Origin of the sequence: Atribacter laminatus (assembly GCF_015775515.1) — a bacterium.
Lineage (GTDB): Bacteria > Atribacterota > Atribacteria > Atribacterales > Atribacteraceae > Atribacter > Atribacter laminatus.
Window position 1 is genome coordinate 2,507,577 of the sequence record NZ_CP065383.1, and the last position, 22,982, is coordinate 2,530,558.

28 protein-coding genes and 2 pseudogenes are annotated in these 22,982 nt (G+C 38.1%); 25 read left to right on the plus strand and 5 right to left on the minus strand.

Annotation, left to right across the window (positions count from 1 at the left end; translation table 11 throughout):
- The first annotated feature begins 18 nt into the window (after positions 1-18).
- The 5 genes from RT761_RS11275 (at position 19) to RT761_RS11295 (ending at position 6,198) form a co-directional block, all read left to right on the plus strand.
- Positions 19-918, plus strand: a complete 900-nt coding sequence (locus RT761_RS11275; RefSeq protein ID WP_218111523.1) for a carbohydrate ABC transporter permease — start codon at positions 19-21, stop codon at positions 916-918.
- Between the two features lie 2 nt (positions 919-920).
- Positions 921-1,745, plus strand: coding sequence for a carbohydrate ABC transporter permease (locus RT761_RS11280; protein ID WP_218111524.1), 825 nt, complete (start codon positions 921-923; stop codon positions 1,743-1,745).
- Positions 1,746-1,769: 24 nt separating this feature from the next.
- Complete coding sequence (locus RT761_RS11285) at positions 1,770-2,939, plus strand: uroporphyrinogen decarboxylase family protein (RefSeq protein WP_218111525.1); 1,170 nt, start codon at positions 1,770-1,772, stop codon at positions 2,937-2,939.
- Between the two features lie 530 nt (positions 2,940-3,469).
- The gene (locus tag RT761_RS11290) at positions 3,470-4,321 is read left to right on the plus strand and encodes a hypothetical protein (protein WP_218111526.1); all 852 of its coding nucleotides are present in this window, start codon (positions 3,470-3,472) and stop codon (positions 4,319-4,321) included.
- Positions 4,322-4,776: 455 nt separating this feature from the next.
- Positions 4,777-6,198: a DUF1254 domain-containing protein gene (locus RT761_RS11295; protein ID WP_218111527.1), complete on the plus strand. Its 1,422-nt coding sequence runs from the start codon at positions 4,777-4,779 to the stop codon at positions 6,196-6,198.
- A 248-nt stretch (positions 6,199-6,446) separates the two neighbouring features.
- On the opposite strand, the gene RT761_RS11300 is transcribed toward RT761_RS11295, so the two are convergent.
- Together RT761_RS11300 and RT761_RS11305 are read right to left on the minus strand one after the other, a co-directional pair.
- Positions 6,447-8,396 (minus strand): IS4 family transposase, encoded by a 1,950-nt coding sequence (locus tag RT761_RS11300; protein WP_218111164.1) that lies wholly within the window; start codon positions 8,394-8,396, stop codon positions 6,447-6,449.
- Between the two features lie 27 nt (positions 8,397-8,423).
- Positions 8,424-8,780, minus strand: coding sequence for a hypothetical protein (locus tag RT761_RS11305; protein WP_218111165.1), 357 nt, complete (start codon positions 8,778-8,780; stop codon positions 8,424-8,426).
- 86 nt (positions 8,781-8,866) lie between these two features.
- Between RT761_RS11305 and RT761_RS11310 the strand changes: the two genes are divergently transcribed.
- The 4 genes from RT761_RS11310 to RT761_RS11325 all read left to right on the plus strand — a co-directional run bounded on the left by RT761_RS11310 (position 8,867) and on the right by RT761_RS11325 (position 11,913).
- Positions 8,867-9,004 carry a hypothetical protein gene (locus tag RT761_RS11310; RefSeq protein WP_218111528.1) on the plus strand — a complete coding sequence of 46 codons (138 nt, stop codon included), beginning with the start codon at positions 8,867-8,869 and terminating at the stop codon, positions 9,002-9,004.
- A 633-nt stretch (positions 9,005-9,637) separates the two neighbouring features.
- Entirely contained in the window at positions 9,638-9,919 is a 282-nt protein-coding gene (locus RT761_RS11315; protein ID WP_218111529.1) for a type II toxin-antitoxin system Phd/YefM family antitoxin, read from the plus strand.
- A gap of 71 nt (positions 9,920-9,990) precedes the next feature.
- Positions 9,991-10,236, plus strand: coding sequence for a type II toxin-antitoxin system RelE family toxin (locus tag RT761_RS11320; protein WP_218111530.1), 246 nt, complete (start codon positions 9,991-9,993; stop codon positions 10,234-10,236).
- A gap of 1,167 nt (positions 10,237-11,403) precedes the next feature.
- Complete coding sequence (locus tag RT761_RS11325; RefSeq protein ID WP_218111531.1) at positions 11,404-11,913, plus strand: hypothetical protein; 510 nt, start codon at positions 11,404-11,406, stop codon at positions 11,911-11,913.
- Between the two features lie 189 nt (positions 11,914-12,102).
- On the opposite strand, the pseudogene RT761_RS14315 reads toward RT761_RS11325, so the two are convergent.
- The 3 genes and pseudogenes from RT761_RS14315 to RT761_RS11335 all read right to left on the minus strand — a co-directional run.
- Positions 12,103-12,231, minus strand: a pseudogene (locus RT761_RS14315) (ATP-binding protein); the annotation flags it as partial.
- A 496-nt stretch (positions 12,232-12,727) separates the two neighbouring features.
- Positions 12,728-13,105 carry a HEPN domain-containing protein gene (locus RT761_RS11330; protein ID WP_218111532.1) on the minus strand — a complete coding sequence of 126 codons (378 nt, stop codon included), beginning with the start codon at positions 13,103-13,105 and terminating at the stop codon, positions 12,728-12,730.
- On the minus strand, positions 13,089-13,463 hold the full coding sequence (locus tag RT761_RS11335; protein WP_218111533.1) for a nucleotidyltransferase domain-containing protein: 375 nt from the start codon (positions 13,461-13,463) through the stop codon (positions 13,089-13,091). The genes RT761_RS11330 and RT761_RS11335 overlap by 17 nt, the downstream gene beginning before the upstream one ends.
- A gap of 404 nt (positions 13,464-13,867) precedes the next feature.
- Between RT761_RS11335 and RT761_RS11340 the strand changes: the two genes are divergently transcribed.
- From RT761_RS11340 to RT761_RS14320, 16 genes and pseudogenes are all read left to right on the plus strand, one after another.
- Complete coding sequence (locus RT761_RS11340) at positions 13,868-14,092, plus strand: DUF433 domain-containing protein (RefSeq protein WP_218111534.1); 225 nt, start codon at positions 13,868-13,870, stop codon at positions 14,090-14,092.
- Between the two features lie 307 nt (positions 14,093-14,399).
- Entirely contained in the window at positions 14,400-14,795 is a 396-nt protein-coding gene (locus RT761_RS11345) for a HEPN domain-containing protein (RefSeq protein ID WP_218111535.1), read from the plus strand.
- Positions 14,765-15,085, plus strand: coding sequence for a nucleotidyltransferase domain-containing protein (locus RT761_RS11350; protein ID WP_218111536.1), 321 nt, complete (start codon positions 14,765-14,767; stop codon positions 15,083-15,085). The genes RT761_RS11345 and RT761_RS11350 overlap by 31 nt, the downstream gene beginning before the upstream one ends.
- Positions 15,086-15,764: 679 nt before the next feature.
- Positions 15,765-16,154 (plus strand): DUF5615 family PIN-like protein, encoded by a 390-nt coding sequence (locus RT761_RS11355; RefSeq protein ID WP_218111537.1) that lies wholly within the window; start codon positions 15,765-15,767, stop codon positions 16,152-16,154.
- Entirely contained in the window at positions 16,151-16,384 is a 234-nt protein-coding gene (locus RT761_RS11360) for a DUF433 domain-containing protein (RefSeq protein ID WP_218111538.1), read from the plus strand. Before RT761_RS11355 ends, RT761_RS11360 begins: the two co-directional genes overlap by 4 nt.
- 241 nt (positions 16,385-16,625) lie before the next feature.
- Positions 16,626-16,835 (plus strand): hypothetical protein, encoded by a 210-nt coding sequence (locus RT761_RS11365; RefSeq protein ID WP_218111539.1) that lies wholly within the window; start codon positions 16,626-16,628, stop codon positions 16,833-16,835.
- The gene (locus RT761_RS11370; protein ID WP_218111540.1) at positions 16,832-17,080 is read left to right on the plus strand and encodes a type II toxin-antitoxin system HicA family toxin; all 249 of its coding nucleotides are present in this window, start codon (positions 16,832-16,834) and stop codon (positions 17,078-17,080) included. The genes RT761_RS11365 and RT761_RS11370 overlap by 4 nt, the downstream gene beginning before the upstream one ends.
- A gap of 434 nt (positions 17,081-17,514) precedes the next feature.
- Positions 17,515-18,333 carry a hypothetical protein gene (locus RT761_RS11375; protein WP_218111541.1) on the plus strand — a complete coding sequence of 273 codons (819 nt, stop codon included), beginning with the start codon at positions 17,515-17,517 and terminating at the stop codon, positions 18,331-18,333.
- Positions 18,323-19,522, plus strand: a complete 1,200-nt coding sequence (locus RT761_RS11380; RefSeq protein WP_218111542.1) for a BREX system ATP-binding domain-containing protein — start codon at positions 18,323-18,325, stop codon at positions 19,520-19,522. Before RT761_RS11375 ends, RT761_RS11380 begins: the two co-directional genes overlap by 11 nt.
- Position 19,523: 1 nt before the next feature.
- On the plus strand, positions 19,524-20,777 hold the full coding sequence (locus tag RT761_RS11385; RefSeq protein ID WP_218111543.1) for a BREX system ATP-binding domain-containing protein: 1,254 nt from the start codon (positions 19,524-19,526) through the stop codon (positions 20,775-20,777).
- A 97-nt stretch (positions 20,778-20,874) separates the two neighbouring features.
- Positions 20,875-21,099, plus strand: coding sequence for a type II toxin-antitoxin system HicB family antitoxin (locus RT761_RS11390; protein WP_218111544.1), 225 nt, complete (start codon positions 20,875-20,877; stop codon positions 21,097-21,099).
- A pseudogene (locus RT761_RS11395) lies at positions 21,099-21,340 on the plus strand (type II toxin-antitoxin system HicA family toxin). Before RT761_RS11390 ends, RT761_RS11395 begins: the two are co-directional and overlap by 1 nt.
- A 273-nt stretch (positions 21,341-21,613) precedes the next feature.
- On the plus strand, positions 21,614-21,874 hold the full coding sequence (locus RT761_RS11400; protein ID WP_218111546.1) for a type II toxin-antitoxin system prevent-host-death family antitoxin: 261 nt from the start codon (positions 21,614-21,616) through the stop codon (positions 21,872-21,874).
- Complete coding sequence (locus RT761_RS11405) at positions 21,867-22,175, plus strand: type II toxin-antitoxin system RelE/ParE family toxin (protein WP_218111547.1); 309 nt, start codon at positions 21,867-21,869, stop codon at positions 22,173-22,175. The genes RT761_RS11400 and RT761_RS11405 overlap by 8 nt, the downstream gene beginning before the upstream one ends.
- Positions 22,176-22,304: 129 nt before the next feature.
- Complete coding sequence (locus RT761_RS14210) at positions 22,305-22,436, plus strand: hypothetical protein (RefSeq protein ID WP_281387978.1); 132 nt, start codon at positions 22,305-22,307, stop codon at positions 22,434-22,436.
- The gene (locus RT761_RS14320) at positions 22,384-22,587 is read left to right on the plus strand and encodes a nucleotidyltransferase domain-containing protein (protein WP_218111548.1); all 204 of its coding nucleotides are present in this window, start codon (positions 22,384-22,386) and stop codon (positions 22,585-22,587) included. The genes RT761_RS14210 and RT761_RS14320 overlap by 53 nt, the downstream gene beginning before the upstream one ends.
- Positions 22,588-22,982: the final 395 nt, after the last annotated feature.

Here is a 22,982-nt window from a genome sequence, read left to right on the forward strand (position 1 = left end):
ATGGCACCCAAAACTCATATGAAAAAAAATAATACACTCAATCTCGAAAATAAAAAATTCATCGTAACGTCTTTGGCTCCAGCATTAATTTCTTTAATATTGATAACGGTTGTCCCTTTTGTAATCAATATTATTAACAGTTTAAGAAACTATTATCTGGCAGATCCAAAAGGACCTACATTTGTAGGTTTAGAAAATTTTAAGCAAATCCTTTTTAATGATGCAAATTTTTGGCATTCACTTTGGATAACACTCCTCTTTACTGCGGGATGTATTTTAATTGAATTTTGGTTAGGATTATATATTGCAGGGCTCCTCAGTTCAGGCGGTACTTTCCGAAACATAATTCGTTCTCTTTTAATACTCCCGATGGCAGCCACTCCAGTCGCAGTTTCGTTTACTTGGAAGATCATGTACAGTCCCTCGCTGGGAATTATTAATTATTTTTTAAAGCTATTTAATATTAACGGAGCTGCTTGGGTTGGTGATCCAAAAATTGCCTTATTATCAGTTATTCTTGTTGATGTTTGGCAATGGACCCCTTTTATGATGTTAATCATGTTAGCAGGCTATATGTCTCTTCCAACAGAACCCTTTGAAGCGGCTACAGTGGATGGAGCAAAAGATTGGCATATTTTCAGATATATCACTTTACCGCTTATAAAACCGGTCGCTCTTACAGCTCTGCTATTTCGAGTAATTGACTCCCTGAAGACTTTTGACATTATTTTCGTGTTAACCCGTGGTGGTCCAGGAAACACTACTGAAACCCTCAATTTGTATACCTATTTGAAGGGATTTAGCTATTTGCGTATTGGAGAAGCAAGTGCACTTGCAATTATATTTTTGCTCATTGTGATTGCCATCTCGCAAATATATTTAAAATATGCCGGACTCGAGTTTGGGGGATCAAACTAACAATGAGGAAAAACAAACTAAAATACTTTATTCAAAATATCATTCTCATTATTGTCGGAATCTGGGCAATCTTTCCAATTTTCTGGATGTTTTCGATGTCCTTAAAAAGGAGAGTTGATGCTTTGGCCATGCCACCCAGATGGATTTTTTCCCCAATAATTGACAATTATATTAAAGTATTTAACTCACAAGATTTCACCCGTTTCTATTTTAACAGCATATTAATTGGTCTTTTTACAATTCTTTTTGTGCTTATCATTGGAATACCCGCTTCATATACTTTGTCGAAAATGAACTTTAGAGGGAAAAAAGATATTGATTTTTGGATCCTTTCCACCAGAATGGCTCCACCGGTTGGTATATTAATTCCTTATTTTCTCATTTTTAAAAATCTTGGCATTTTAGATACAAGAGCCTCAATAGTCATAATGCATATAGCTTTAAATCTTTCTTTTGCCATCTGGGTGATGAAGGGGTTCTTTGCTGAAATCCCAAAAGGAATCGAGGAAGCCGCCTTGGTTGATGGGTGCTCACACTGGCGTGCATTTATAAGAATTATCCTACCACTTGTTGCACCTGGGTTAGTAGCAACCGCAATAATTGTATTTTTATTTTCCTGGAATGAGCTTTTATTTGCGGTTACCCTGGCTGGAAATGCCTCAAAAACGGTACCAGTAGCTCTTTATAACTTTGTATCCTATGAGGAAATTGATTGGGGCCCACTATCCGCATCTGCCATGTTGGCCCTTATACCAGTTTTAGTATTTATAAGTTTCGTGCAAAAACAGCTAATTAAAGGTTTAACTTTAGGGGCTATTAGCAAGTAATTGGAAAGAAAGGGTGGTTTATCTATGCTCGATTCGATTAAAAGGTTGGATGAAAGAATTGATGAATTAATTCACTCTCAGCGAAATAAAGAAATAACAAACTATTGGGAACCTCAGTTATATACCGCTAAAGACCATTGGAGAGGGATACCCAAGAAAAGCACCGATCTAAACATGATTCCTTTTACGGTTGAACCAGAAATTCCTCTTTGGGCAAATATCATTGGATTTGACATTATCGATTACTATAAACAACCACTGGCTTATTTAGAAAATACTTTAAAAATGATGATTTATCGATTTGAAGTTTTTCAGGATTTTACCTGTATCGAGAAAACCATTCCAATCTGGTTAGGTCCTCCTTTTGAATCAACCCTTTTAGGAAGCGAAGCTGTTTATGTAAGCGGGGAGAGCCCCTGGCTAGACCGAGAGCCTGTGATTAAAGATTATGATGATCTTTCCAATATTCAAATGCCAGATTTTTATAAAACTGGTTTGATGCCGCTGGCCCATAAAATGTATCATGAAATATCTGAAATGGTTGATGGAAAATACACAGTTGTATTTCCCGAATGGGGGAGGGGCCCTTTTGGTGTGGCATTTCACATCCGTGGTTTTAACAACTTGCTGATGGATATGATTGTCAATCCAAAGTTTGTGCATCAATTGATGGCTTTAATAAATGAAGCTCGAAAAGAATGGGTATCAGATCGTGCCCAATTTCTTGGAAGACAGGTAGAGAAGGGAAATCTTTATAATGATGAGGTAAACTGCCCCACTTTATCTCCCAATCAGTATGAAGAATTTGTTTTGCCTTACGAAATAGAACTGTGCAATTTCCATGGTGGAATTGTCTATTGGCATAGTTGTGGAGATATTACTAAGCTGCTCGAATCAATAAGGCAAATACCACAGATAGATATGCTTCATATTGGTCCCTGGACAAGCCTTCTTGATTCAGAAAGGGTCTTTGGTAAGGATACAGCTTTGGAGAAATGCCTTATGCCGACTGAGGACGTTCAGATGGCTTCGCCAAAAGAAATGGAAATAAAGCTTCAAGAAATAAAAAATATATTTGAAGGAAGCCATTATACTGTGCGCGCTGATGGTCTTCAGTTAATTAATGACGTTAACCATGATGTAGAAGTAATTAATCAGTGGATAAAAATTGCACGAAAAGTTTTAAAAAATTGAAGACTTTAGACTTCCATAGGAAGCAGCTATTCTTAAATAATTAATTTCCTCTTCGTTTTAAATCAGATGCTGCTTCCTTTTTCTTATTATTGCTATCATCATGCTTCACAACCACAACAACGCTTTTTGCTATTCTAACACCAATAAAGCTTGAAAAATTTATCATTCTTTATTTTCTGGATGATTTCCTTTCAATAACAATTTAGAAAAAATTCACCACTGATCTGAATCTAGAATGAGTATCGTTTATCATGGTCTAGATTTTAGCTAAAAAGCCTTGCAATTTTTCTTATCAAGGTGAGATTAATCATTCAAATAATTACTTTACTTGGATAAAACGGTACAAAATACAACGGGAAGGATGTTGTATTTTTCATCTTGATCACTTGATTCCCAGGGTTTTTACTCAAAAGAGGTATATAATAATCGTGGCAATTGACCTCGAATATGTTTCAATATCACCCATAGGAATAGCTTAGTAACAACTGTTGAAAATTTATTATAACAAAACCTAAAGAAGGGAATAGACAATGGAAACTAAAAGCATGAGTTTAAAACGGGTCATTATTGTTAGCATTTTAGCTATTTTCCTTTCGGCAATTTTTGCTATTTTAGTCCATGCAATTTTACCAGCATCTGTAAATCCTGAGAAATTTAATAGTATTTTGGTTCAATGGCTTGGTTTTCCTGCTGTAGCAACGTTATATTTTGTTCTCCTATTCACCCATTGTACAATTGGCGTCAGGTATGTAGGGTTAAGAACGGCTGCCTTAAAAATACAAATAGGTATTCTATTTGGTATAGCTTACGCCATGATTTATTTACTTGGAATGCAAGAGATAATAGTTGATTATTCTCCTTTTTCAACTTGGGGATTGGATTTTATTAAATATCAATTTTTAATTGGAATAGGGGATGGCATACCGGCATTTTTATTATGTTTGATTATCTCATATTTTACTTTGAGAAATAACCGTCAAAACAAAGCGATTCCAACACTGGGTTTGAAGAAAAGCATTGGGGTTATTGCTATCTTGGCGGTGGCCATTTTAGTTGAGAGAACTATTTTCTACCAATTAGGACTTGTTAATAGTGAACGTGCTACCTATCCAATACCTTGCTACCTTTGGACTGCTTTATTCGGAGTATTAATGGGTCTTATTTATGTCATTTTGCGACCTTTATTATCATATGGAAATAGAAGAATATTCTGGGCTATACCGCTAAGGTTTACCTTAACTATTGGATTAAACTGGATTATCTTTAATAGTTTTATGGGTCTTATCATCAAAGGTGCTATGCCTCAAATGCTTTTACGAAGCGGATTAGACGTTTTTGTATTATTTCTAATATCAGCTGGGTTGGAAAAACTACTTTCATAGCACCAGATAAGGATTAAAATATATACTCAAGAACTCATCTCCCTTTAGAAAAGGGGGAAGAAGGGGAATTTTAGTTTTTTAATACTCTGTCATTACTAAGAGTCCATCTCTTCTTTGGTTGGACGCCATGTGAATCCCATCTGGCTCCGCCTTCGTCATCCTGAGGCTTCGCTTTCCGAAGCCGTGAGGATCCCATCTGACTCCACCGTCGTCATCCTGAGGATTCGCTTTCCGAAGCCGTGAGGATCCCATCTGACTCCACCGTCGTCATCCTGAGGCTTCGTTTTCCGAAGCCGTGAGGATCCCATCTTTTATTTTTAGAATTTTAAGATTCAACCTCACGATTCATACTTACTCATTCACTGTATTTTCATAGTAATTATTTACAATACCAGCATTCAAATGTATTATGGAAAAAATTAATTTAATATTATATTAAAAAATGGAGGGGTAACATGAAAAAATTTAGTCATCATTTCTTCTTCATTACCTGTCTTTTTTTAATTATTCTGAGTGGTACTGCTATGGCCACCGAAAACCTTTATGACATTGCTTATCAGACTTGTGTTTATGCCTATCCGTTAGTTTTAACCAAAGCGACTCAACTCAGTCAGAACATGCCTGATAATCACTTTGGCCACTTTCGGAAACTCCCATCACCCAGTAACCGGGATATCGTCCGACCGAATCGTGATACCATGTATTCAATAGCTTGGCTCAACCTTAACAAAGGTCCAATTCTTTTAACTGTTCCTGAGACATTGGACCGCTACTATCTGGTGCAAATAATGGATATGTGGACTGATACCTTTGCCGGTCCCAGTTCCCGAACCATCGGTCCCAAAGGAGGCCAATTCCTTATTGTTGGTCCCAACTGGGATGGCCAACTTCCCGAAACCACATTACCGGAAATCATAGAGCTCACCAATGATTACAGATTAATAAAATCACCAACCAATCAGGTCTGGATTATGGTCAGGATTGAAGCTGGTAGCGAAGCAGAGTATCCCATCGTCCAAAAAATTCAAGATGGGTATCAGCTTGAGCAAATTGGGATTCCAAAAGATCAATCCAGCCAAACCCTATCAAGTCCACGAAAAGATCCTCGTTTTCTTAAAATAACCCAAGCTATTGAAAAGGGAGCTGCAACCCCACCTCAAGTGGTAGAAAAGATGGATGCCGCAACTTTTTTTGAAACCTTCACTGAATTGATGATCGAAAATCCTCCCCATATTCAGGATTGGCCGATTGTTGCCCTCATGAGTCAGATAGGAATTATCCCGGGTAAAGTTCTTCACTTTGAAAGTTTAGATGAGAATGCTCAGGATGCCCTCAATCAAGCAGTTCAAGATGCTTTAAAAGACATCCATGTTCAAACACCGATCCCCTTTCAGGATAACTGGCGTTTCTTGCCCATGTTTACTGGATCCTACGGCGCCAATTACATGTTCCGAGCGGCTATTGCTTTTACCGGACTGGGGGCGAACCTTCCTGAAGATGCCGTATATCCAGTGACCAATCTAGATTATAACTCCGAAATTCTTGATGGGAGCAAAAATTATGTAGTTCACTTTGAAAAAGACCAAATCCCACCTACTTATGCCTTTTGGTCCCTCACCGTTTATGACTCGGAGATATATCTTATCGAGAATCCTATCCATCGCTATAATCTAACCAGCAGACAAAACGTAATGAAGTTCAATCCTGACGGTTCTTTAGATATTTACTTGCAGAATTCTTCACCGGGGGCGGAGTTTGAGTCGAATTGGCTTCCGATTCCTTCCGATGAACCGTTCAGCATCACCTTGAGAATCTATTGGCCAAAACGGGAAGTTTTGGAAGGAATCTGGAAATTGCCCAAAGTCTGTCCTCGTTAGCAAGGATAGATATCCATGCTGCGAAGCAGTACCAAATGAGGATGAAAACAAAAATTCGACATGCCATGGCATGTCGCTACATTAATCGGGCGCAATAAAATGCGCCCCTACATTTTTTAATTTTTTTGTAGAGGCTTGATTTATCATGCCCGTAGATTTTCAGAATAGACTTTCATGCCATTTTCATGGCACCAGATAAAGATGAAAATACTTAACCAGGAATCGTTTCCCCCTTTAGAAACTCATCGTTACCCATATCTCCCCTGTCTGGACACCGAAGGAGGTTTGCAAGGCGGATCAAATTGACAGTAAGGAAAGAGGACCTTGTACGTCGAGGTGATATCGTCTAAACGTTGGAGTCCCAACCACATGCTTTTGGTTCCAGGATGGCCATCCCCTTTGCGCCCCAAGAACCCTCCCAAGGAAGCCACCATCCTGATGGCTTCTTGAAGAGTCGGAGGATGAGCTGGTGGAAGAGGATTGTGAGTAACATAGGCAACTAAAGCTTTCCACTCGGCTTCTTCAAAGAAAACAGTACAGGGAACATCGGGGGTTTCTCGTCCTTGCTTGGCTAAAAAGAAGATCCGCCAGGCAACCACGAGATCAATAGCCAGACAATTTTCAATTCGATCGGCAGTTCGAAGCTGGCGCTCTTCAATTTTGCAGCCACTCTTCAAGGTCCGGTGGTAGATTTCAATCAACCACCGATGACAGTACCACTGTATTCGTTCACAGGCATCTTGAAAGTGATGAACCGGCATGGTGGTGAGGAGCACCCAGCTGATGGGGTCACTCCCATCGGGAGGAGGAGTCTCTTCTTCCGCGCTCACCGCCCACAGCGTAACGGGAGGTTCTTGAGGACGGTTGCGAGGCGGTTGAAGGGTCACCTCGCAAAAGCGAACAACGAGTTCGGCGTGACGGGCTCGACGGTTTTTCCGTCGGGGAACGGTGATGGGTTGACATCCAGCACCTGGGGTGGTGGCCAGTTTTTGGAGATAGGTTCCTTCTTCTCCAGCCAGAGCTCGTTTTTGAAAAGCTCGAATGAGCAGTTTGGGAGCGTGGGGATGGGTCGTCGCCCGCACAAAGAGATCATACAGATCAGCTTCCCGATCGGCGATACTCACCAGAGTGGTCTGAGGGCATTCTTTTTGCAGACGAGCGGTGGCATCAAAACTTGTTAACCAACGCTGGCTTTCTTTTTCTTCTAAGGGAAGCACTGAGCGCCGGTGTTTTTTCCCGAGGCTTGCTGGATCACGGGCATAACATTGGATATCGACTAATCCTAAAGGAACCCCATTGGGAGTCACGGCTAAGCTAGCATGCAGGAGGAGTCCAATGGCTTTTTGGGAGCTGGTGCCGATTGGTCCGAACCCTTCGGTCTCAAGATGGGTTTGATAGTTGAGGGTGGTGGTGTCTTGACAGACCAGAGCCAAGGGTTCTTGAGCGACTCGATGTTGAGTCGAGCGGAAGTGGGGAGCAAGGATGGTCTTCAGGTTCATGGCTGGATGATCGAAAAACCGGTAGCACGCCTTGGTTTTGGCTCGGCTGCCACAGACTTGGGGGATATTCCCGGTGGGACAGGCATAGAAATCCCGGACCAGGGTGAGCAAGCGTTTTTTGAGTCGGAGATCGCCACAGCTGACTCCTTGGAATTCCTCTTCCACCCAATCGGCAAATTCCACTGGGGAGGAAGGAGGAAAAGTAGACACATCTCTTTCATTATACCGTAAAAGGGTCCGATAGTGACGGTGGAGCGGATAGAGAAAAAGACGTTTGACTGAAACGGGATGCTGGGCGAACCGGTCTTGGCGACCTCGGCCGTTGGTGAAGCCGGCGTCGATCCAGTTGGCGGCTCGATAAGCGGTTCCTCGATAAAAGCGGGTATCAACAAAAGTTTCAAGGAGCAGCGGCCTCACCTGATAGCGATGGTACCAATCAGCAGGAAGCCGACGGATCGCCAGTGAGAGGACAAAAGACGCCAGATTCTTCACCCTTACCTCAGGACGGAGGAGAAACCGGCTGTTATTGACCACCTGTGATAAGTTGGCGGCTCGAGTGTGATCATTCCAGCCGATAAAGGTATCTCGGGCTTTCACCCGCCAGGCGGCAGCGCTAAAGGCCAGACCCCCAATCACTCCATAGCGGTGACTGTGAATGAGGTAGCGAAGCTGGGCTCCGCATAAAGGACCGGATCGCAAGGGATGGTAGCGATCAAAAAGAGTATTTCAGAGGTGAGAGGCTGATTTATCCTGACTGGTCACCAGCACAAGCTTTGTCTCCCCGAGGTCAGCTATTGAACCAGTGATACCCGGCAAGGGTTCAAGGAAGGGATCAGGCCCTGATTTTCGTTGAGGAATCGAGCGGTGATGAGGAGCCGGGAGAGTCAGTTTCCCCCATTTTTCTAGGCGAAGGAGTGCCACCCGGGCGCTCATCTCTTTCCATTTTCCATTGGGGCTTTTCCAGTCCAACCATTCACAGACCAGTCGAGAGAGTGCCCTTCGAGAAATGATCGGTTCCTGGTTGACTTTTTCTTGTATAGTTTGGATCATCGTATCGGTAAACTCGTGACCGCAGACTTTCATGCGGAGGAGTATAGCACCTTTTGCCCATTGTGTCCAGAGTAAGGTTATGGGACACGATGAGCTTTAGAAAAGGGGGTTAGGGGGATTTGATTTTTTACTGCTCAGTCATTGCGAGAAGTCCAACCAGTTTTTTGTTTGGACGACGTGGCAATCTCATCCACCCAGCCTGTCATTCTGAGGAGTCCGGTGTTTTTGCCGGACGAGGTGAGAATCTCATCATTTAAAGTATTTAAAAAAAAGCATATAAAAAATGAAATCTTCACGCGGGAAAACACCAATCCGAATGGCACTCTTTTTAAAATCTTTTTTTGGGCTTAGTTTATCATGCCCTTGGGTTTTCGGAATAGACTCTCATGCTACCTATCAGTACCGGATGAGGATTAGAATATTTACTCAAGAAACAATTTCCCCCTTTAGAAAAGGGGGGTTAGGGGGATTTGATTTTTTACTGCTCAGTCATTGCGAGAAGTCCAACCATTTTTTTGGTTGGACGACGTGAGAATCTCACTTGGTTCATCTTTATTATTTTTTTTACATTGTAAATCCATTAGTTATCATGACAATTCAAGCCTCTACAAGAGATTTAAAAAAGCTGTTTTCCTGAATCCTCTTCTTTTCTCATTTTTCTCCCCCTCGCCCCCTCATTATTTGAGGGCGTGAAAATCTCATCTGACACCACATATGTCATCCTGAGGATTCGCTTTTCGAAGCCGTGAGGATCTCATCTTTTCATTTTTCCATAACCCCAATTCACCGAGCTTCAAGAATCAAGACCTGACCCCACATTTTTTTTAAGTAGAATAAATGATATAATTGTATATATAATTATATATTAAAAGAGTGGAAGGGATGATAATGTGTTGATTGATAGCGATAACATGATCTCGATAACCAAGTTCCAGAAGGAAATGACGAAAAGGATACGAGAACTCCAAAATACCAAAAAAGAGCTCTATATCATGAAAAACAATGTGGTGTCCGCCGTTCTTTTAGATCCTGATGAATACTACCATTTGAAAAAACTGGAAGAGGAGCTTGAACAATCCTCAATCGCCAATGTGGTTTTGGAAAGAATGGCCAACTATGATCGTGCGAAGAACAAATCCTGGGAAGAAATCAAGCACGATTATGAATTATGACTCATAGAATTGAATTCATCACCGAAGCGGTAGAGGACTTTGGTCGTTTGGATGGATAAGTACGAAAAAAGGTGGCAAAAAAGATCGATGAGTTGGCGGCAAACCCCTATCTGGGAAAACCACTCGGTAATCTCAATGATATCAACCTCACTGGATTTTATAAGCTCTATACCGATGATAAAAAAATCCGTATCGTTTACCGCCTTCTTTTAGAAGATAGAGTTATTGTAGAAATCTGGGGAATTGGGAAAAGGGAAAAAAGTCAAATTTACCAAAAGGTAAATCGCAGAGTGCAAAACCGAAAGAAGAAAAAATGAATCGACTTCCATATAATTCTTCTAAAATACTTTAAACACCAACGATATGAGTAAAACCCTTAAGATTTTTTTTTATTTTGATTCTCCGTTTTAATATAGAAAAATGTTTATTGATTATTTAGCAGGATTTGGTTTTTGTATCAGCACAAGCATTGAAGAGAAGCTTGTCATGGGTAGTCGTTTGGAGGAGAATCAAAAGAGTAAGTCATAGAGGTTCAATTATGAAAAAAAGCTCAGCTGTTTTGCCCATTAGATTGTTTAGCTAAGAAAATTCAAGAATCAAGATTTGACCCCAGAAATTGTCACGGACCCCAACAGCCACACCCCGGTCTTAAATTGAATACCATATTTAATCTGGAAATCTTTGATTTTCCTTTTATAATTATATGATAGACCCCACAGGATTTGATCCCTAAGGTTTCATTGATAATTAATAAATGGGACTTTTCCTTTTAGAGTGGGACTATTATCCCTTAAAAGTTAGAAAAAATTATGGTATAAAAAATATATATTTTTTTGTTTGAAGATAATCGTTTTTATGTTTGTGACAAGACATAATGCATAATAAATTAGTAAAAGGATATGAATAAGATTTAAATCATAATAATTACTAGTACTTTAAAACTTTCGTATACGCTGGAAATATCCTTTTTAAATATTTTTCAGTCTTACTGAATAAATGGTTGTATACATTAGTAATTAAAATTGTATTCGTTGTCTTATGAAGAAAAAATACAAAATTATTCTTTTTTTGAAAGTTGAATAAAAAAATGTTTTTGGAAAAATGATTAATGAGAAGCCGGTATTACAGATTGAAAAGTAAATAAATTTACTTTTCAAAAGAGGGGGAACTTAGGAAAGGAGTTGAATCTGAGTCTTTTGATATTCAGGTGGATTTTTATTTATACTAGTTCATTCCTAACTTAATTAAGTAAAGAAAATATAAAGAAAAGGAGGTGTTTCCTGATAAACTTAGAAATTGAAAAGAGAACAACGTGTTAAACGATCAAACTAAACAACTCATGAATTTTCACTGATCTATCATTTTAATGGCGGCAATAATTTAAAGCTTTTTCGAATTTTGTATCATTATGAATAGTATTTATTTGGATTGTAAGGTGTTAATTATTATGAGATTTTACTTAGCATTTATTGGGAGGGAAAACATTGAATAAAAAATTGTTCGTTGAAATTCTATCCATAACATTGATAATGATGCTCGTTGTAGGTTGTTCGTTAACTAATATTCCTGATGCCCCAAACCTAAATGAAACAAAAAAACCTTCAGCACAAAGTATGGCACACCAACAGGCTACAGTACATGTTCCAGCGTGGGCACATGCTGCGTTGCCGTTTAGCCCGGTTTGGACTAGTAAAATAGAAATTCGAGATTATTGGAAAGAAGATAATACTTTTGAAGTAATTAAAATTGGTGACAAAATTATAGCAGAACCTGGTTTGTATACAGGAGTTTATGTAACGAATAAAAGTGAAATTGAACAAATTTTTGAATGTTTTAAGGGAGATACCTGTATTATGGGACCGTACAGTATTGATCCTAATTATGGATCGATGGTGAAGCTTGACTATAACCAATCGCTAACTGGATGCACGCTTGTTAGCGTGGAACCTAAAGAAGATTTTGAGAATTATTGGATAATTAAGTTTTTAGAATAAATATTGAGATAGAATTTATAAGAACAACATTTTGATTTTTTCGCGTTCATTATTAATAAAAATTATTATAACTAAAAAAGGGCGGGAAGGTTCTTAACTGTTTATCTCCGACCTTTTTTAGTTCTCATTGATGTATCTGACAAGTCAACCTGCATTTGGCAAATAAAAACTCCAACACCCCATATGAGATTAGTGATTTAAACTTAAATGTTCCAAACGATAATTCTTTCCTGTAAACACCAATAGATGACAGCGATGGATCAACCAGTCAAGAATAGCACTGATGATCACGTCATCAAAAAATTTCCTATTCTGTTTACTGAAATATTTTGCTAAATATAAACTAGTCCAAACCGATGGAAATTCATACCAGGTCTTTCCTGAAGCAGACCTTTTACAATTACCAGAACAAGCTTTTCGATCTTCCCTTCAAATGCTTGGATTGGTATCCGTCCCAACCTCAAATGATAGCTTTCAATATATTGCATCAAAAAAACCCAAGGTATTTCACAAAATAACATTTGAGTAGGTTGCAACCATCAAAGAAGAAAATCTCATTCATTTTCATAGCCTTGGAGAAGCCCAAGCTTCAGGGAGAAAAGGGTGTAAGAATTGTAAACCCGACAAATAACTCCATTATTCAAAGGAGAAAAGCGGTTGAGAGAGCCATACCAAATAAAATTATAAGGTTTATAATTTATCAAAAGAGGGGAGTAATTGGTCTAAAATTCAAGAATCAAGACCTGACCCCCCATATATAATCAAAAACTATTTAATAGATTCCATGAATTCTTTTATTAAGTTTAAAATTAATTCAGCTTTTTATTGCTTGCCAACATAAACGAGCTAAGACAATTGCTTCCTCTGCCTCTTCTTTTCCAGGTAAACTTTCATCCAAAATCCCAGGTAAGGCATCAGGATAGCGGGTAGGAATATAGAAGATATCCATTTGACTCAATCGGCTTCTCAATTCAAAAAGAAAATCTTGAGGAATTAAACTGAAGAGGTCGACTATCGAATGGGTTCGAGGTGGTGTTTTCCCTTGATTGGCTAAAATACCCTTAAGACATTTTTCAATGCATTGCTGGCTATGAAAACAAACCTGATTATAAATTCCATCTTGGTAAGCAAGCTCCGCCATTTGTAAATCTTGCTGGGCAAAAATGAACCATCGGTTACTTGCTTTGTTCATAAATAATCTTTCCTTTAGCAATGATTTCTTCTCTAAAGAAAGGGCTATTCGCTTGGAGTTGATCAAACTCTTCAGGGGTATACACGACAATATCTAACCCTACCTGTGGTTGGATTAATTCTCGAATCTTACGTAGCCTCTGATAAAAAGGTAAATTGCTTTTTTCGACAACCACAAGATCAATATCCGACCATTCATGGAGCTCTCCTTGAGCGAGAGTTCCGAAAAGAATCAATTTCTCAGGAGAACCGTGTTTGGTCAACAAGCGAATGTAGCGTTTTAATTCCTGGTTCAAAAGCTTCTTTCGATTATTGATCTCAGTTGAGACTTTAAATGGTTTTTTTCTTCTTTCATTCATCAATAAACCCCATTTGGAAAAAGTCCAATATTTTGAAAGGAATTCATTATACATTTAATCACTGTATCTTCCATTCATTATAAAGAATATATTAAACCTGTAAACTACGAGATGAAAAGAGTTCACTTTTTTGTGCCCGACGACGTGGCAATCTCATCCACTCCTGCCGTCATCCTTAGGATTCGTACTTAGAATCCATAAGGATCTCTTCTGACAACCTAGGCGTCATCCTGAGCGATGTTTTTCCGCGTGAGGATCTCATCTTTCTATCTTTTTCCATTCCCATTTCCCCAAAATTCAAGAATCAAGACCTAGCCACAACTGAATTTTGACTTTAAATTATTGATGAATGATGGAGTATAGTAATAAATCAGGGAAGAAAGATACATTTCCGAGGTGAAACAATGGATTATAAGGAAAGGATAGCTTCCGACCCAGATATAATGCTTGGCAAGCCTGTAATAAAGGGGACAAGAATTACCATTGAACTCATCTTAAGGAAATTATCTGAGGGAATGGTGATAGAAGAATTACTTGAAGCTTATCCTCATCTGACAAAAGAAGACATTTTTGCAGCACTTTCTTATTCTGCTGATGTCATATCTCAGGAGGAGTTGATTGAAACTTAGAATTGTTGCTGATGAAAATGTCGATTATAGACCCTCATGCCGCATAGCGGCACCTGATGAGAATGAAAATACCTATTTAAAACCGTCATTGCGAGGAACGCAGTGACGTGGCAATCTCATGTAATGTTTTTTTTTAAATAATGAAAGGATGAGATCCTCACGCGGGAAAGCACCGCTCAGGATGACAGTCCAATGTAGCCGTAGGCTGCTATCCTGTGTAGTTTACAGGATAGACTCCACGTTTTCTTTCTTAATTTTCTCTTATGGTATAATTTAATCCAATATTTAAGATAATATGAGCTAAATTATGGATAAAAATGCGTTCATATCATATTGGATTGAATCAGCCAATCGTGATTATCAAACCATGCTGAACTTGTATCAAAGCAAGGATTATCACTGGAGTCTGTTCATTGGTCACCTCATAATCGAAAAACTGATAAAGGCTATCTATGTGAAAAATATCAATGAGAATCCACCAAGAACTCACGATTTGGTGAGGCTAGCTGAAAAAGCTGGAATTGCAACAACTGAGGAGCAAAAAGATACACTTGATCTCCTTACAACATTCAATATCAAAATTCGATATCCAGATTATGAATTTTTTTTCTATAGGAAATGTGATTACGACTTTACCACGGAGAATATTAAAAAAATCAATGAGGTCAGGGTATGGCTTCTATCGATGATAGAGAAAGAATAGAAGAAATTGTAAAAGCTTTTGGTAAATTAATTAAAGAAAAAATAAGGGTACGACATCTTTATCTCTATGGCTCGTATGCCAAAGGGACTCATTCGCCAGAAAGTGATATCGACGTTGCCGTCGTTGCTGATAATTTTAGTGGAGACCCTATTGAAGATACCATGTTACTCATGAAATTGAGGCGGAAAATTGATTATCGCATTGAACCTCATCCATTCAAAACTGAAGAATTCAATTTATCCAATCCTTTGGCAAAAGAAATAATCACGACTGGAAAAGAAATTTACTAACTTGAACCATGCTTTCTGTTTCAATTGCTCATAAAATACGACCTATCACCTCATTAGTAGTTTATTCCTGTTCGTTTCCTCCTTGGCTGTCATTTTTTGGGATGGATTATGCGACCTGGCAATTTCATCTGTTATCGATGGTGTCATCCTGAGTGGTGCTTTCCTGCGTGAGGACCCCATCTTTCCATCTTTTTCATAATCCCAAATCCCCGAACTTCAAGAATCAAGACCTGACCCCACTAACGAGTAGTTTATTCCTGTTCGTTTCCTCCTTGGCTGTCATTTTTTGGGATGGATTATGCGACCTGGCAATTTCATCTGTTATCGATGGTGTCATCCTGAGTGGTGCTTTCCTGCGTGAGGACCCCATCTTTCCATCTTTTTCATAATCCCAAATCCCCGAACTTCAAGAATCAAGACCTGACCCCACTGATGAACAATTCATTTGATGGAATTCTTTCAATTTTAAAAAATGATCAATAATTCAGCAAAATTCCTTTAATGGTTCCTGTCTCTCTTAGATGGTATAATAAATTTGAAAATAATTGTTTTAGGGGAAGGACTCTTTCTTAATTTGAATATTATGAGCATTATTATATGGTAAATTATTTTTGGAAACACAAAAAGGAAAATACCAACTACTTCAGTAACATTATTAAGTGGAATGAGTGGTAGAAATATGCCTCAGTTTGGAGAAAATGAGACATTGCAATTTCTTGCTGATGTGAATGTTGAAAAAACGATTATTGATTTTTTAAGACAGTTTGGGTATTTAGTCCAATCGGTTGCTGAATTAAGTACTTCTATGTTAGATGAAGATATATTAAATTATGCTCAAAGAAATAATTTTATTCTCATCACGAATGATAAAGACTTTGGTGAATTTGTTTTCCGGCAGAAAAAAATGACAAAAGGAATAATTTTATTCCGGTTTGAAAACCAGAAAGCGATTGAAAAAATAACTACCATTCAATTTGTTTTGGAACATCATCAAGATAAAATTGCAAATCATTTCGTTGTTTTATCGCCAAAAAAAGTCAGATTTATTCCTTTGGAGGTTAATATATGAGAGAAGACCTTCTTAAAAGAATAGAAACCAATCCTAAGGTGATGTTAGGAAAACCAGTCATTCGTGGAACCCGTTTGACGGTAGAAATCATCTTAGAAAAATTATCTTCTGGAATGACCCCTGAAGAAATACAAATGGAATACCCTTTTATTCAAGCAGATGATATTAGAGCAGCCCTGCTTTATGCCTCTGAATTTCTCTCCCTCACCGGAGAATACACAATTAATTAATATCTCAAATCCCTGGGGTCTATCTCTTCTTGATTCTTGGATTTTTGAAGGAAAAATGACATTTCCTATCTAAATCCGTCATTGCAAAGAGGATAGAGGTGTTGACAACCTCATCCTTTCCTGCACACACAACCTTTTATAAATTCAAGAACCAAGACTTGATTCCCATTTTTTTTAATCTTTTATTTAAAAAGGATTCAATGATAAAATAGGGCAAACAAAAACAGTGAGGTATTTCTCAATGAAAGACGAAATTATTTTTTTGGTAGAAGAATCACCAGAAGGAGGGTACGAAGCAAGAGCATTGGGTTTTTCTGTATTCACCGAAGCCGATTCCATTCCAGAACTAAAAGTAAATATTCAAGAAGCGGTTAAGTGTCACTTTGAAGAGGAAGAATATCCTCTCTATATTCGTCTTCATTTCGTTAAGGATGAAATTATCGTTTTATGAAAATTCCCCGGAATATAATTGGTAGCCAACTGGCTACATTGTTAGAAGTTTATGGGTATAAGGTAACCCGTCAAATTGGAAGTCATATTCGACTCACTACTCAGAAAAATGGTGATCATCATATAACCATTCCACTGCACAAAGCTATTCATATTGGTACTTTAAACAATATACTAAAAGCTATTTCCGATCATTTGGAAATTGATAAGGAAACGCTTGTTGATGAACTGTTCTCAGCCAGGTAGAGTTATATTTTTCATAATTCTCAGTTTATACATTGAAACATACAATTGAGAAATTTATTTAGAGAATTCTAAAATATAAAAACTCACTTCTCTATAAATTCCAGTACTCCTTTAGCTTTTTTCATTTTTATCTCGTGCTGCGAATCAGCAGGAGTGCCTATCCTGATAAATACCATCAAATGAATTCTTTAATCCGTCATCATGAGGATTTGCTTTGAGAATCTGTGAGGATCTCATCTTTTCCATTTTTTTCAAGAGCGTTCCATTACCACGATCTCATTCGAATTTCCATTTTTTAATCTAACTTAATTTCAAAAATCAAGACCAGACTCTCAGGATTCTGTTGCAAATATTTATTATTCAAGGTATATATAAAACAAAACATTTAACTTATCCTAAAAATTATGAAAACCAAAAAAAGGGAGGATACTCATATGGAGTTGAATCCAAAAGAAAGTTCACCACCTATCAGCTGGAATTTACTCGAAGATAATACCCATATCTTATCTAAAAGTGTTAAACACCTGAAAAAAGCCCAAAAAAATTGGGATTTTCGGTTTTATGAACAGATGAAACAACAATTCCAAGAATCTTTAAATAAAATTAAAAAGTCCTGGGAGGCTTTGGAACCTTATCTTGAAAACGAAATGACTCTTCATAAAGAATTTGTAACCAATGAACAATTCATCAAAGACTTTGAGCACGAACTCGCTGAATCAAACATTCTTTTTCAAGGTAAGTTTCCAGATTATATTTTTCCACCCTATCACCTCCATTTTGATTTGGAAAATTATCAAGTTCTTCTTATCTTGGGTAGGAAAAGTAAACGTTTTTCTGTTTTACAACCACAAGAATTGGCAATTTTAATCGCCAATGAATATAAGGCAATATATAACTGGCGTTTTAATTCTAAGATTTTTCTTAAGGATTTACTCAACGCCTATAAGATAGCCAATTGCCTTTCATACAAACAAAAGGAAGCTCTATGGGGAAAAGCGGTTTCTCTGGATAAAATTTATGAAATACTCACAGTAAGACGTTCAACTCATCAAGAATATCCAAAAATTTTCTTTCAATTTGAATTAGGTCTTTTAAAGGAAAGATTCGATCTTTCATTGAATGAAGAATATGTATTTGAGTTTGGATTTACTCGAAGTGCAAGGAAAGCTTTAGTTATTTTAGATAGTCAAGGCAGAGAAAGTCGAATCAGTACTTTAACCATTTACAAGGAGGAACGCCCTCATGTTGATTGACGAAAAAGACATCGAGCTTTTAAAAAGAGGGGAACCTCCAATTAATTCTGATATCCTAAAAACTATTACCATTGGTCGTGAACTTTGGCTGGATTTTTTTAAAGAATACTATCTCAATAATTTTATTTACCAGGGTGGAAGCAAGGTCAAGGTTGTGGTTGGATCAGAAGGAACAGGTAAAACTCAATTATTACGCTGCATAGAACAAGAAGCACGTGATCAAGGTTACGCCACCGTATTTTTCTCACTCCGTGATTTTTATTTTAAATTAAATGACCTTACCTCATTGTACATAATGATAGTCTCACAAATTGATTTAGAAGAGCTGGTCCGAGGCCTTTGCCGGAAAACAGCCAGTATGCTTGGATATGATAGCAATCATTATGATGGATCGGAACGCCTCCTTCCTATAATGGTTGAAGATGGTATGACGAAGGTTACAGCGGAAAAAGAAATTCGCAATACTGCCAGTCAAGTTTTTAAAGATGCTGATTTCGGCAGTTCATTCTCAGCATTTGCCTATACAGTAGTTAAAGAACGTATGATAAAAGGCAGGGATGGAACCTTAACGACGGCTTTACGATGGTTGTCTGGTGAAAAATTAGAGCGACAGGAACGACAAACGACTTATTTATTTGAGAAACTGCAAAAATCGAATGCTCGTTATTGGCTCAATTCTTTGATTCGTCTATTGAAGTATGCAGGATGGAGTGGTTTGCTTGTTCTTATCGATGACGTAGATATCATAACCCGCCGTTCTCCAGAAACAGCTCGCTATTATTACACACCAAATGCCATTAAAGATGTCTGCGAGATAATACGACAACTTATTGATGACACAGAGTTATTAGAAAGTTTTGTAATGATATTATCTGGTCGATACCCTATGCTAGAAGATGAAAAAAGGGGATTTAAAAGTTATGAAGCCCTTTGGATGCGCTTACAATCAGGTTTAGTAACAGTTAACCGATTTAATCGTTTTGCTGATATTGTAAACATGGATGATTTCGTAAAAGCATTGGATGACCAATTAGAAACAAAATTAACTTCTAAAATGAATGAACTTTTTACCTCGGCAGGATATGAACGGAAATATCTTGAAGTACTCCCTGACACCTCGACCATGAGTAAGCTTCGGGCTGTTGTAATGGAAAATGCCATGTTTATGAAAAAAAAGGAGGGATATTAATATGGACCATTATAATGAAAATCGTATGGAAGCCATAAAAGTAGTTGAAGCCCTCCGAACTGGAGTACCAACGCGAATTTCGACGAGAACCTTACCGGATCTTCGTAAAAACCTCACCGAAACCCTTCGTGCTGACCTCGATTTATTAACCACCGGAAAAATACCTCGTGGTAGATTAATATGGGGTCAATACGGTCAGGGCAAAACCCACGTTTTAACCACTACCGAACATTTGGCTCTTGATCGACAATTTGCAGTGAGCTTCGTCTCACTCAGTCGTGAGGTATCCTGCCATAATCTTTTTCATTTTTATGGCCGGGCTGCTTCTCGTTTAAGGACTCCTGATTCTTCGATGTTCGGACTGGAACGTGCTTTATCAAAAAAACATGCCAGCGATCTTCAAAAAACACCAATACTTGTACCCGACAGATATATACATCCTCTCCCTGCAATTATTATAGAAAATTATTTACATTCAGCTGGAGAAGAGCAGAACTTGCTTTATGGAGACTTAATGGGTACTCGTATTCCATTGACAGAATTGAAGCGAATCCATCGTCAGAACTGCTCTGAAAAATTTCCCACTTTTGAAACCAGCTTTCGAATGATTGACCACGCAAAAGCTTACTTTGGATGTTTAGCAGACACGATAGTCTTTTGTGGTTATCGCGGGTGGGTCATTCTTATCGATGAATTAGAACTTGTGGGACGCTTGGGTAGTCAATCCCGACTCAAAGCTTATCAAAATCTTCAATGGTTGCTTAATTGGTCGAATGCTCATCACTATCCAATTTACGTTATCGCTGCAGCAGCAACCAGCCTTCAGAGTGAAATGTGGTATGGAGGGAAGGATGATCGTACCCTTATGCCTAAATTAGCTGAAGAAAAGTTTGGAAAAAGCGCTTATAACGAAATGACGGAGTTTTTTGAATTTGCCCTGAGCCCTCAAAGTTTAGTTGTCACTCCAGTTTCAGAGGAATCCATTTCAGAACTCTTAGAACGAATCGTCGAATTACATGGAAAAGCCTACAACTGGGATGCAAAGCTTGATGTTAATGCTTTAATTGGTAATTTAGGTGAGACCACACTTCGTACTTATATTCGAGCCACTCTTGAGAGCTTAGATCATCAGTTCCTCTACCATGAAACTATCCAAACCACTCCGTTCAATTTTAAAGAAAAACCTCTAACTGAAGACGATTCTTTTTCTTCTAATTCAAATAACCAGGAAAACTTTACAGAAAATAATAAATGAAGATTTGCATAATCACCATTATTAAACATTTTCTCCTTAATACAATGTAATAGGTAGTGTTTTCGGAAAGAATTATTATTATAGAGGAGGTGTCTCGGTGCAGCAACTTAAAATTATTGTGGAAAAGCACCCCGATGGGTATGTGGCCTACCCTTTGGGACTTCGGGGAGTCGTGGTTGGACAGGGAGAGACCTACGAGGAAGCTCTTCAAGATGTGAAGTCTGCTATCCGATTTCACATTAACACCTTTGGAAAAGAAGTCTTCGAAATTGACCCACCAATATTAGAGGCATTTGTTGCTGAAACCAATTTTAACCAGTGATGTCAAAAAAATTTCCTACTGATGCCCCAAAGCGAAAAGTCATTCAGTCTTTAGAAATTCTCGGTTTTCGAATTGTGCGCGAGAGAGAACACATTGCCATGATTCGGAAGAACCATGATGGAAGCACAACGCCCCTTACAATGCCCAATCATCCACGAATCAAAGCTTCTACCTTAGAACTATCTGTACTCAAGCAGGCATCTCACGGGACGAGTTTCTCAAAGCCTATGACGAAGTATAATTTGCCCAGTATCGAAAATTTTAGTAAAACCTAATTCAAAAATTCAAGAATCAAGACCTGACCCCAGAAATTCTGGAAATTTCAAGCCCCAGGTGTCATCCTGAGCGGTGCTTTCCCGCGTGAGGATCTCATCTTTCCATCTTTTTCCATTCCCATCTCCCCAAAATTCAAGAATCAAGACCTGACCCTCAGGATTATAATAAACCAATAAATGATTGCATGATATAGGCATAATTATGGTATAATAAGGCCACATTAGGAGGTCAAATAATTATGCCAAAAATCATTCCAATTCGCGATTTAAAAAATACAAGTGTGATTTCACAGATGTGTCATGAATCGGATGAGCCTATTTTTATAACTAAAAACGGATACGGGGATATGGTTATCATGAGCATGAAAATGTATGAAGAAAAGTTATTCATGTCTGATGTATACCGTAAGCTGAATGCTGCTGAAGAGCAATTGACGGAGGGGAAAATACTTGACGGGGATGAATCTCTGAAGAGAATTAAAGAAAAGTACAATGTATAAGCTGGTTGTCACAGAACTTGCTCATCAGGATTTGGATAGTATTATATCGTACATTGCTATCCAATTGGCGAATCCAACGGCTGCGTCAGATTTTCTTTACGAAGTTGACAAATGTTACAGCTATCTGAAAAGCAATCCAGAAATGTATTCCAAATGTAATTATAGTCGTTTGGAAAAAGAAGACTACCACAAGGCTGTTATAAAAAACTATATCCTTGTCTATAAAGTAGATGAGAGCAATAAAACGGTAATTGTTTTAAGGTTCTTCTACGGCGCTAGGGAATATGCCAAATTGTTGTAATTATTAATAATTTGGACATGGTAATTGGAGGTTTATAACGGAAATAAATGAAAGGATTCAGATTGAGGAACATAACCCTGAGTCTCAGAAATTCATGGAGATTCTAAAAAAAATCAATGAGGTCAGGGTATGGCTTCTATCGATGATAGAGAAAAAATAGTAGAAATTGTAAAAGCTTTTGGTAATTTAATTAAAGAAAAAAATAAGGGTGCGACATCTTTATCTATATGGCTCTTATGCAAAAGGGACTCATTCGCCTGAAAGCGATATCGACGTTGCCGTCGTTGCTGATAATTTTAGTGGAGACCCTATTGAAGATACCATGTTACTCATGAAATTGAGGCGGAAAATTGAACATGAGAATCTTATCTGGCACCACATATGTCATCCTGAGCAGTGCTTTCCTGCGTGAGGAGCACATCAATATAATCCGTCATTGCGAGGAACGAAGTGACGTGGCAATCTCTACCGGTTCATCTTTATTTTTTTCCCTTAGAAATCAATTCACTGACACGATAAGTCAAGTTCCTACACAAAATAAAAAAATGAAGTCATCCTTAGTCCACATCTCTTTCATTTTTCTCCCCCTCACCCCCTCATTATTTGAGGGCGTTAGGATCTCATCTTTCCATCTTTTTCATAATCCCAAATCCCCAGAATTCAAGAATCAAGACCTGAAACTCTGACTTCTGGTGGGTGAAGATGCAAGAATTGTAAGCCGGAGGAATAATTTCATTATTTCATAGAGGAAAAGCGGTTGAGAGAGCAACAGTAAAAAACAATAAAGAATAAATGATTATCATGAGA

Excerpts from the sequence above, each read along its gene's own strand:
- RT761_RS11275 (WP_218111523.1), top strand. The coding sequence starts at position 19 with ATGAAAAAAAATAATACACTCAATCTCGAAAATAAAAAATTCATCGTA.
- RT761_RS11280 (WP_218111524.1), top strand. The coding sequence starts at position 921 with ATGAGGAAAAACAAACTAAAATACTTTATTCAAAATATCATTCTCATT.
- RT761_RS11285 (WP_218111525.1), top strand. The coding sequence starts at position 1,770 with ATGCTCGATTCGATTAAAAGGTTGGATGAAAGAATTGATGAATTAATT.
- RT761_RS11290 (WP_218111526.1), top strand. The coding sequence starts at position 3,470 with ATGGAAACTAAAAGCATGAGTTTAAAACGGGTCATTATTGTTAGCATT.
- RT761_RS11295 (WP_218111527.1), top strand. The coding sequence starts at position 4,777 with ATGAAAAAATTTAGTCATCATTTCTTCTTCATTACCTGTCTTTTTTTA.
- RT761_RS11305 (WP_218111165.1), bottom strand. The coding sequence starts at position 8,780 with ATGAAAGTCTGCGGTCACGAGTTTACCGATACGATGATCCAAACTATA.
- RT761_RS11330 (WP_218111532.1), bottom strand. The coding sequence starts at position 13,105 with ATGAACAAAGCAAGTAACCGATGGTTCATTTTTGCCCAGCAAGATTTA.
- RT761_RS11335 (WP_218111533.1), bottom strand. The coding sequence starts at position 13,463 with ATGAATGAAAGAAGAAAAAAACCATTTAAAGTCTCAACTGAGATCAAT.
- RT761_RS11340 (WP_218111534.1), top strand. The coding sequence starts at position 13,868 with ATGGATTATAAGGAAAGGATAGCTTCCGACCCAGATATAATGCTTGGC.
- RT761_RS11345 (WP_218111535.1), top strand. The coding sequence starts at position 14,400 with ATGGATAAAAATGCGTTCATATCATATTGGATTGAATCAGCCAATCGT.
- RT761_RS11350 (WP_218111536.1), top strand. The coding sequence starts at position 14,765 with ATGGCTTCTATCGATGATAGAGAAAGAATAGAAGAAATTGTAAAAGCT.
- RT761_RS11355 (WP_218111537.1), top strand. The coding sequence starts at position 15,765 with ATGCCTCAGTTTGGAGAAAATGAGACATTGCAATTTCTTGCTGATGTG.
- RT761_RS11360 (WP_218111538.1), top strand. The coding sequence starts at position 16,151 with ATGAGAGAAGACCTTCTTAAAAGAATAGAAACCAATCCTAAGGTGATG.
- RT761_RS11365 (WP_218111539.1), top strand. The coding sequence starts at position 16,626 with ATGAAAGACGAAATTATTTTTTTGGTAGAAGAATCACCAGAAGGAGGG.
- RT761_RS11370 (WP_218111540.1), top strand. The coding sequence starts at position 16,832 with ATGAAAATTCCCCGGAATATAATTGGTAGCCAACTGGCTACATTGTTA.
- RT761_RS11375 (WP_218111541.1), top strand. The coding sequence starts at position 17,515 with ATGGAGTTGAATCCAAAAGAAAGTTCACCACCTATCAGCTGGAATTTA.
- RT761_RS11380 (WP_218111542.1), top strand. The coding sequence starts at position 18,323 with ATGTTGATTGACGAAAAAGACATCGAGCTTTTAAAAAGAGGGGAACCT.
- RT761_RS11385 (WP_218111543.1), top strand. The coding sequence starts at position 19,524 with ATGGACCATTATAATGAAAATCGTATGGAAGCCATAAAAGTAGTTGAA.
- RT761_RS11400 (WP_218111546.1), top strand. The coding sequence starts at position 21,614 with ATGCCAAAAATCATTCCAATTCGCGATTTAAAAAATACAAGTGTGATT.
- RT761_RS11405 (WP_218111547.1), top strand. The coding sequence starts at position 21,867 with ATGTATAAGCTGGTTGTCACAGAACTTGCTCATCAGGATTTGGATAGT.
- RT761_RS14210 (WP_281387978.1), top strand. The coding sequence starts at position 22,305 with ATGGCTTCTATCGATGATAGAGAAAAAATAGTAGAAATTGTAAAAGCT.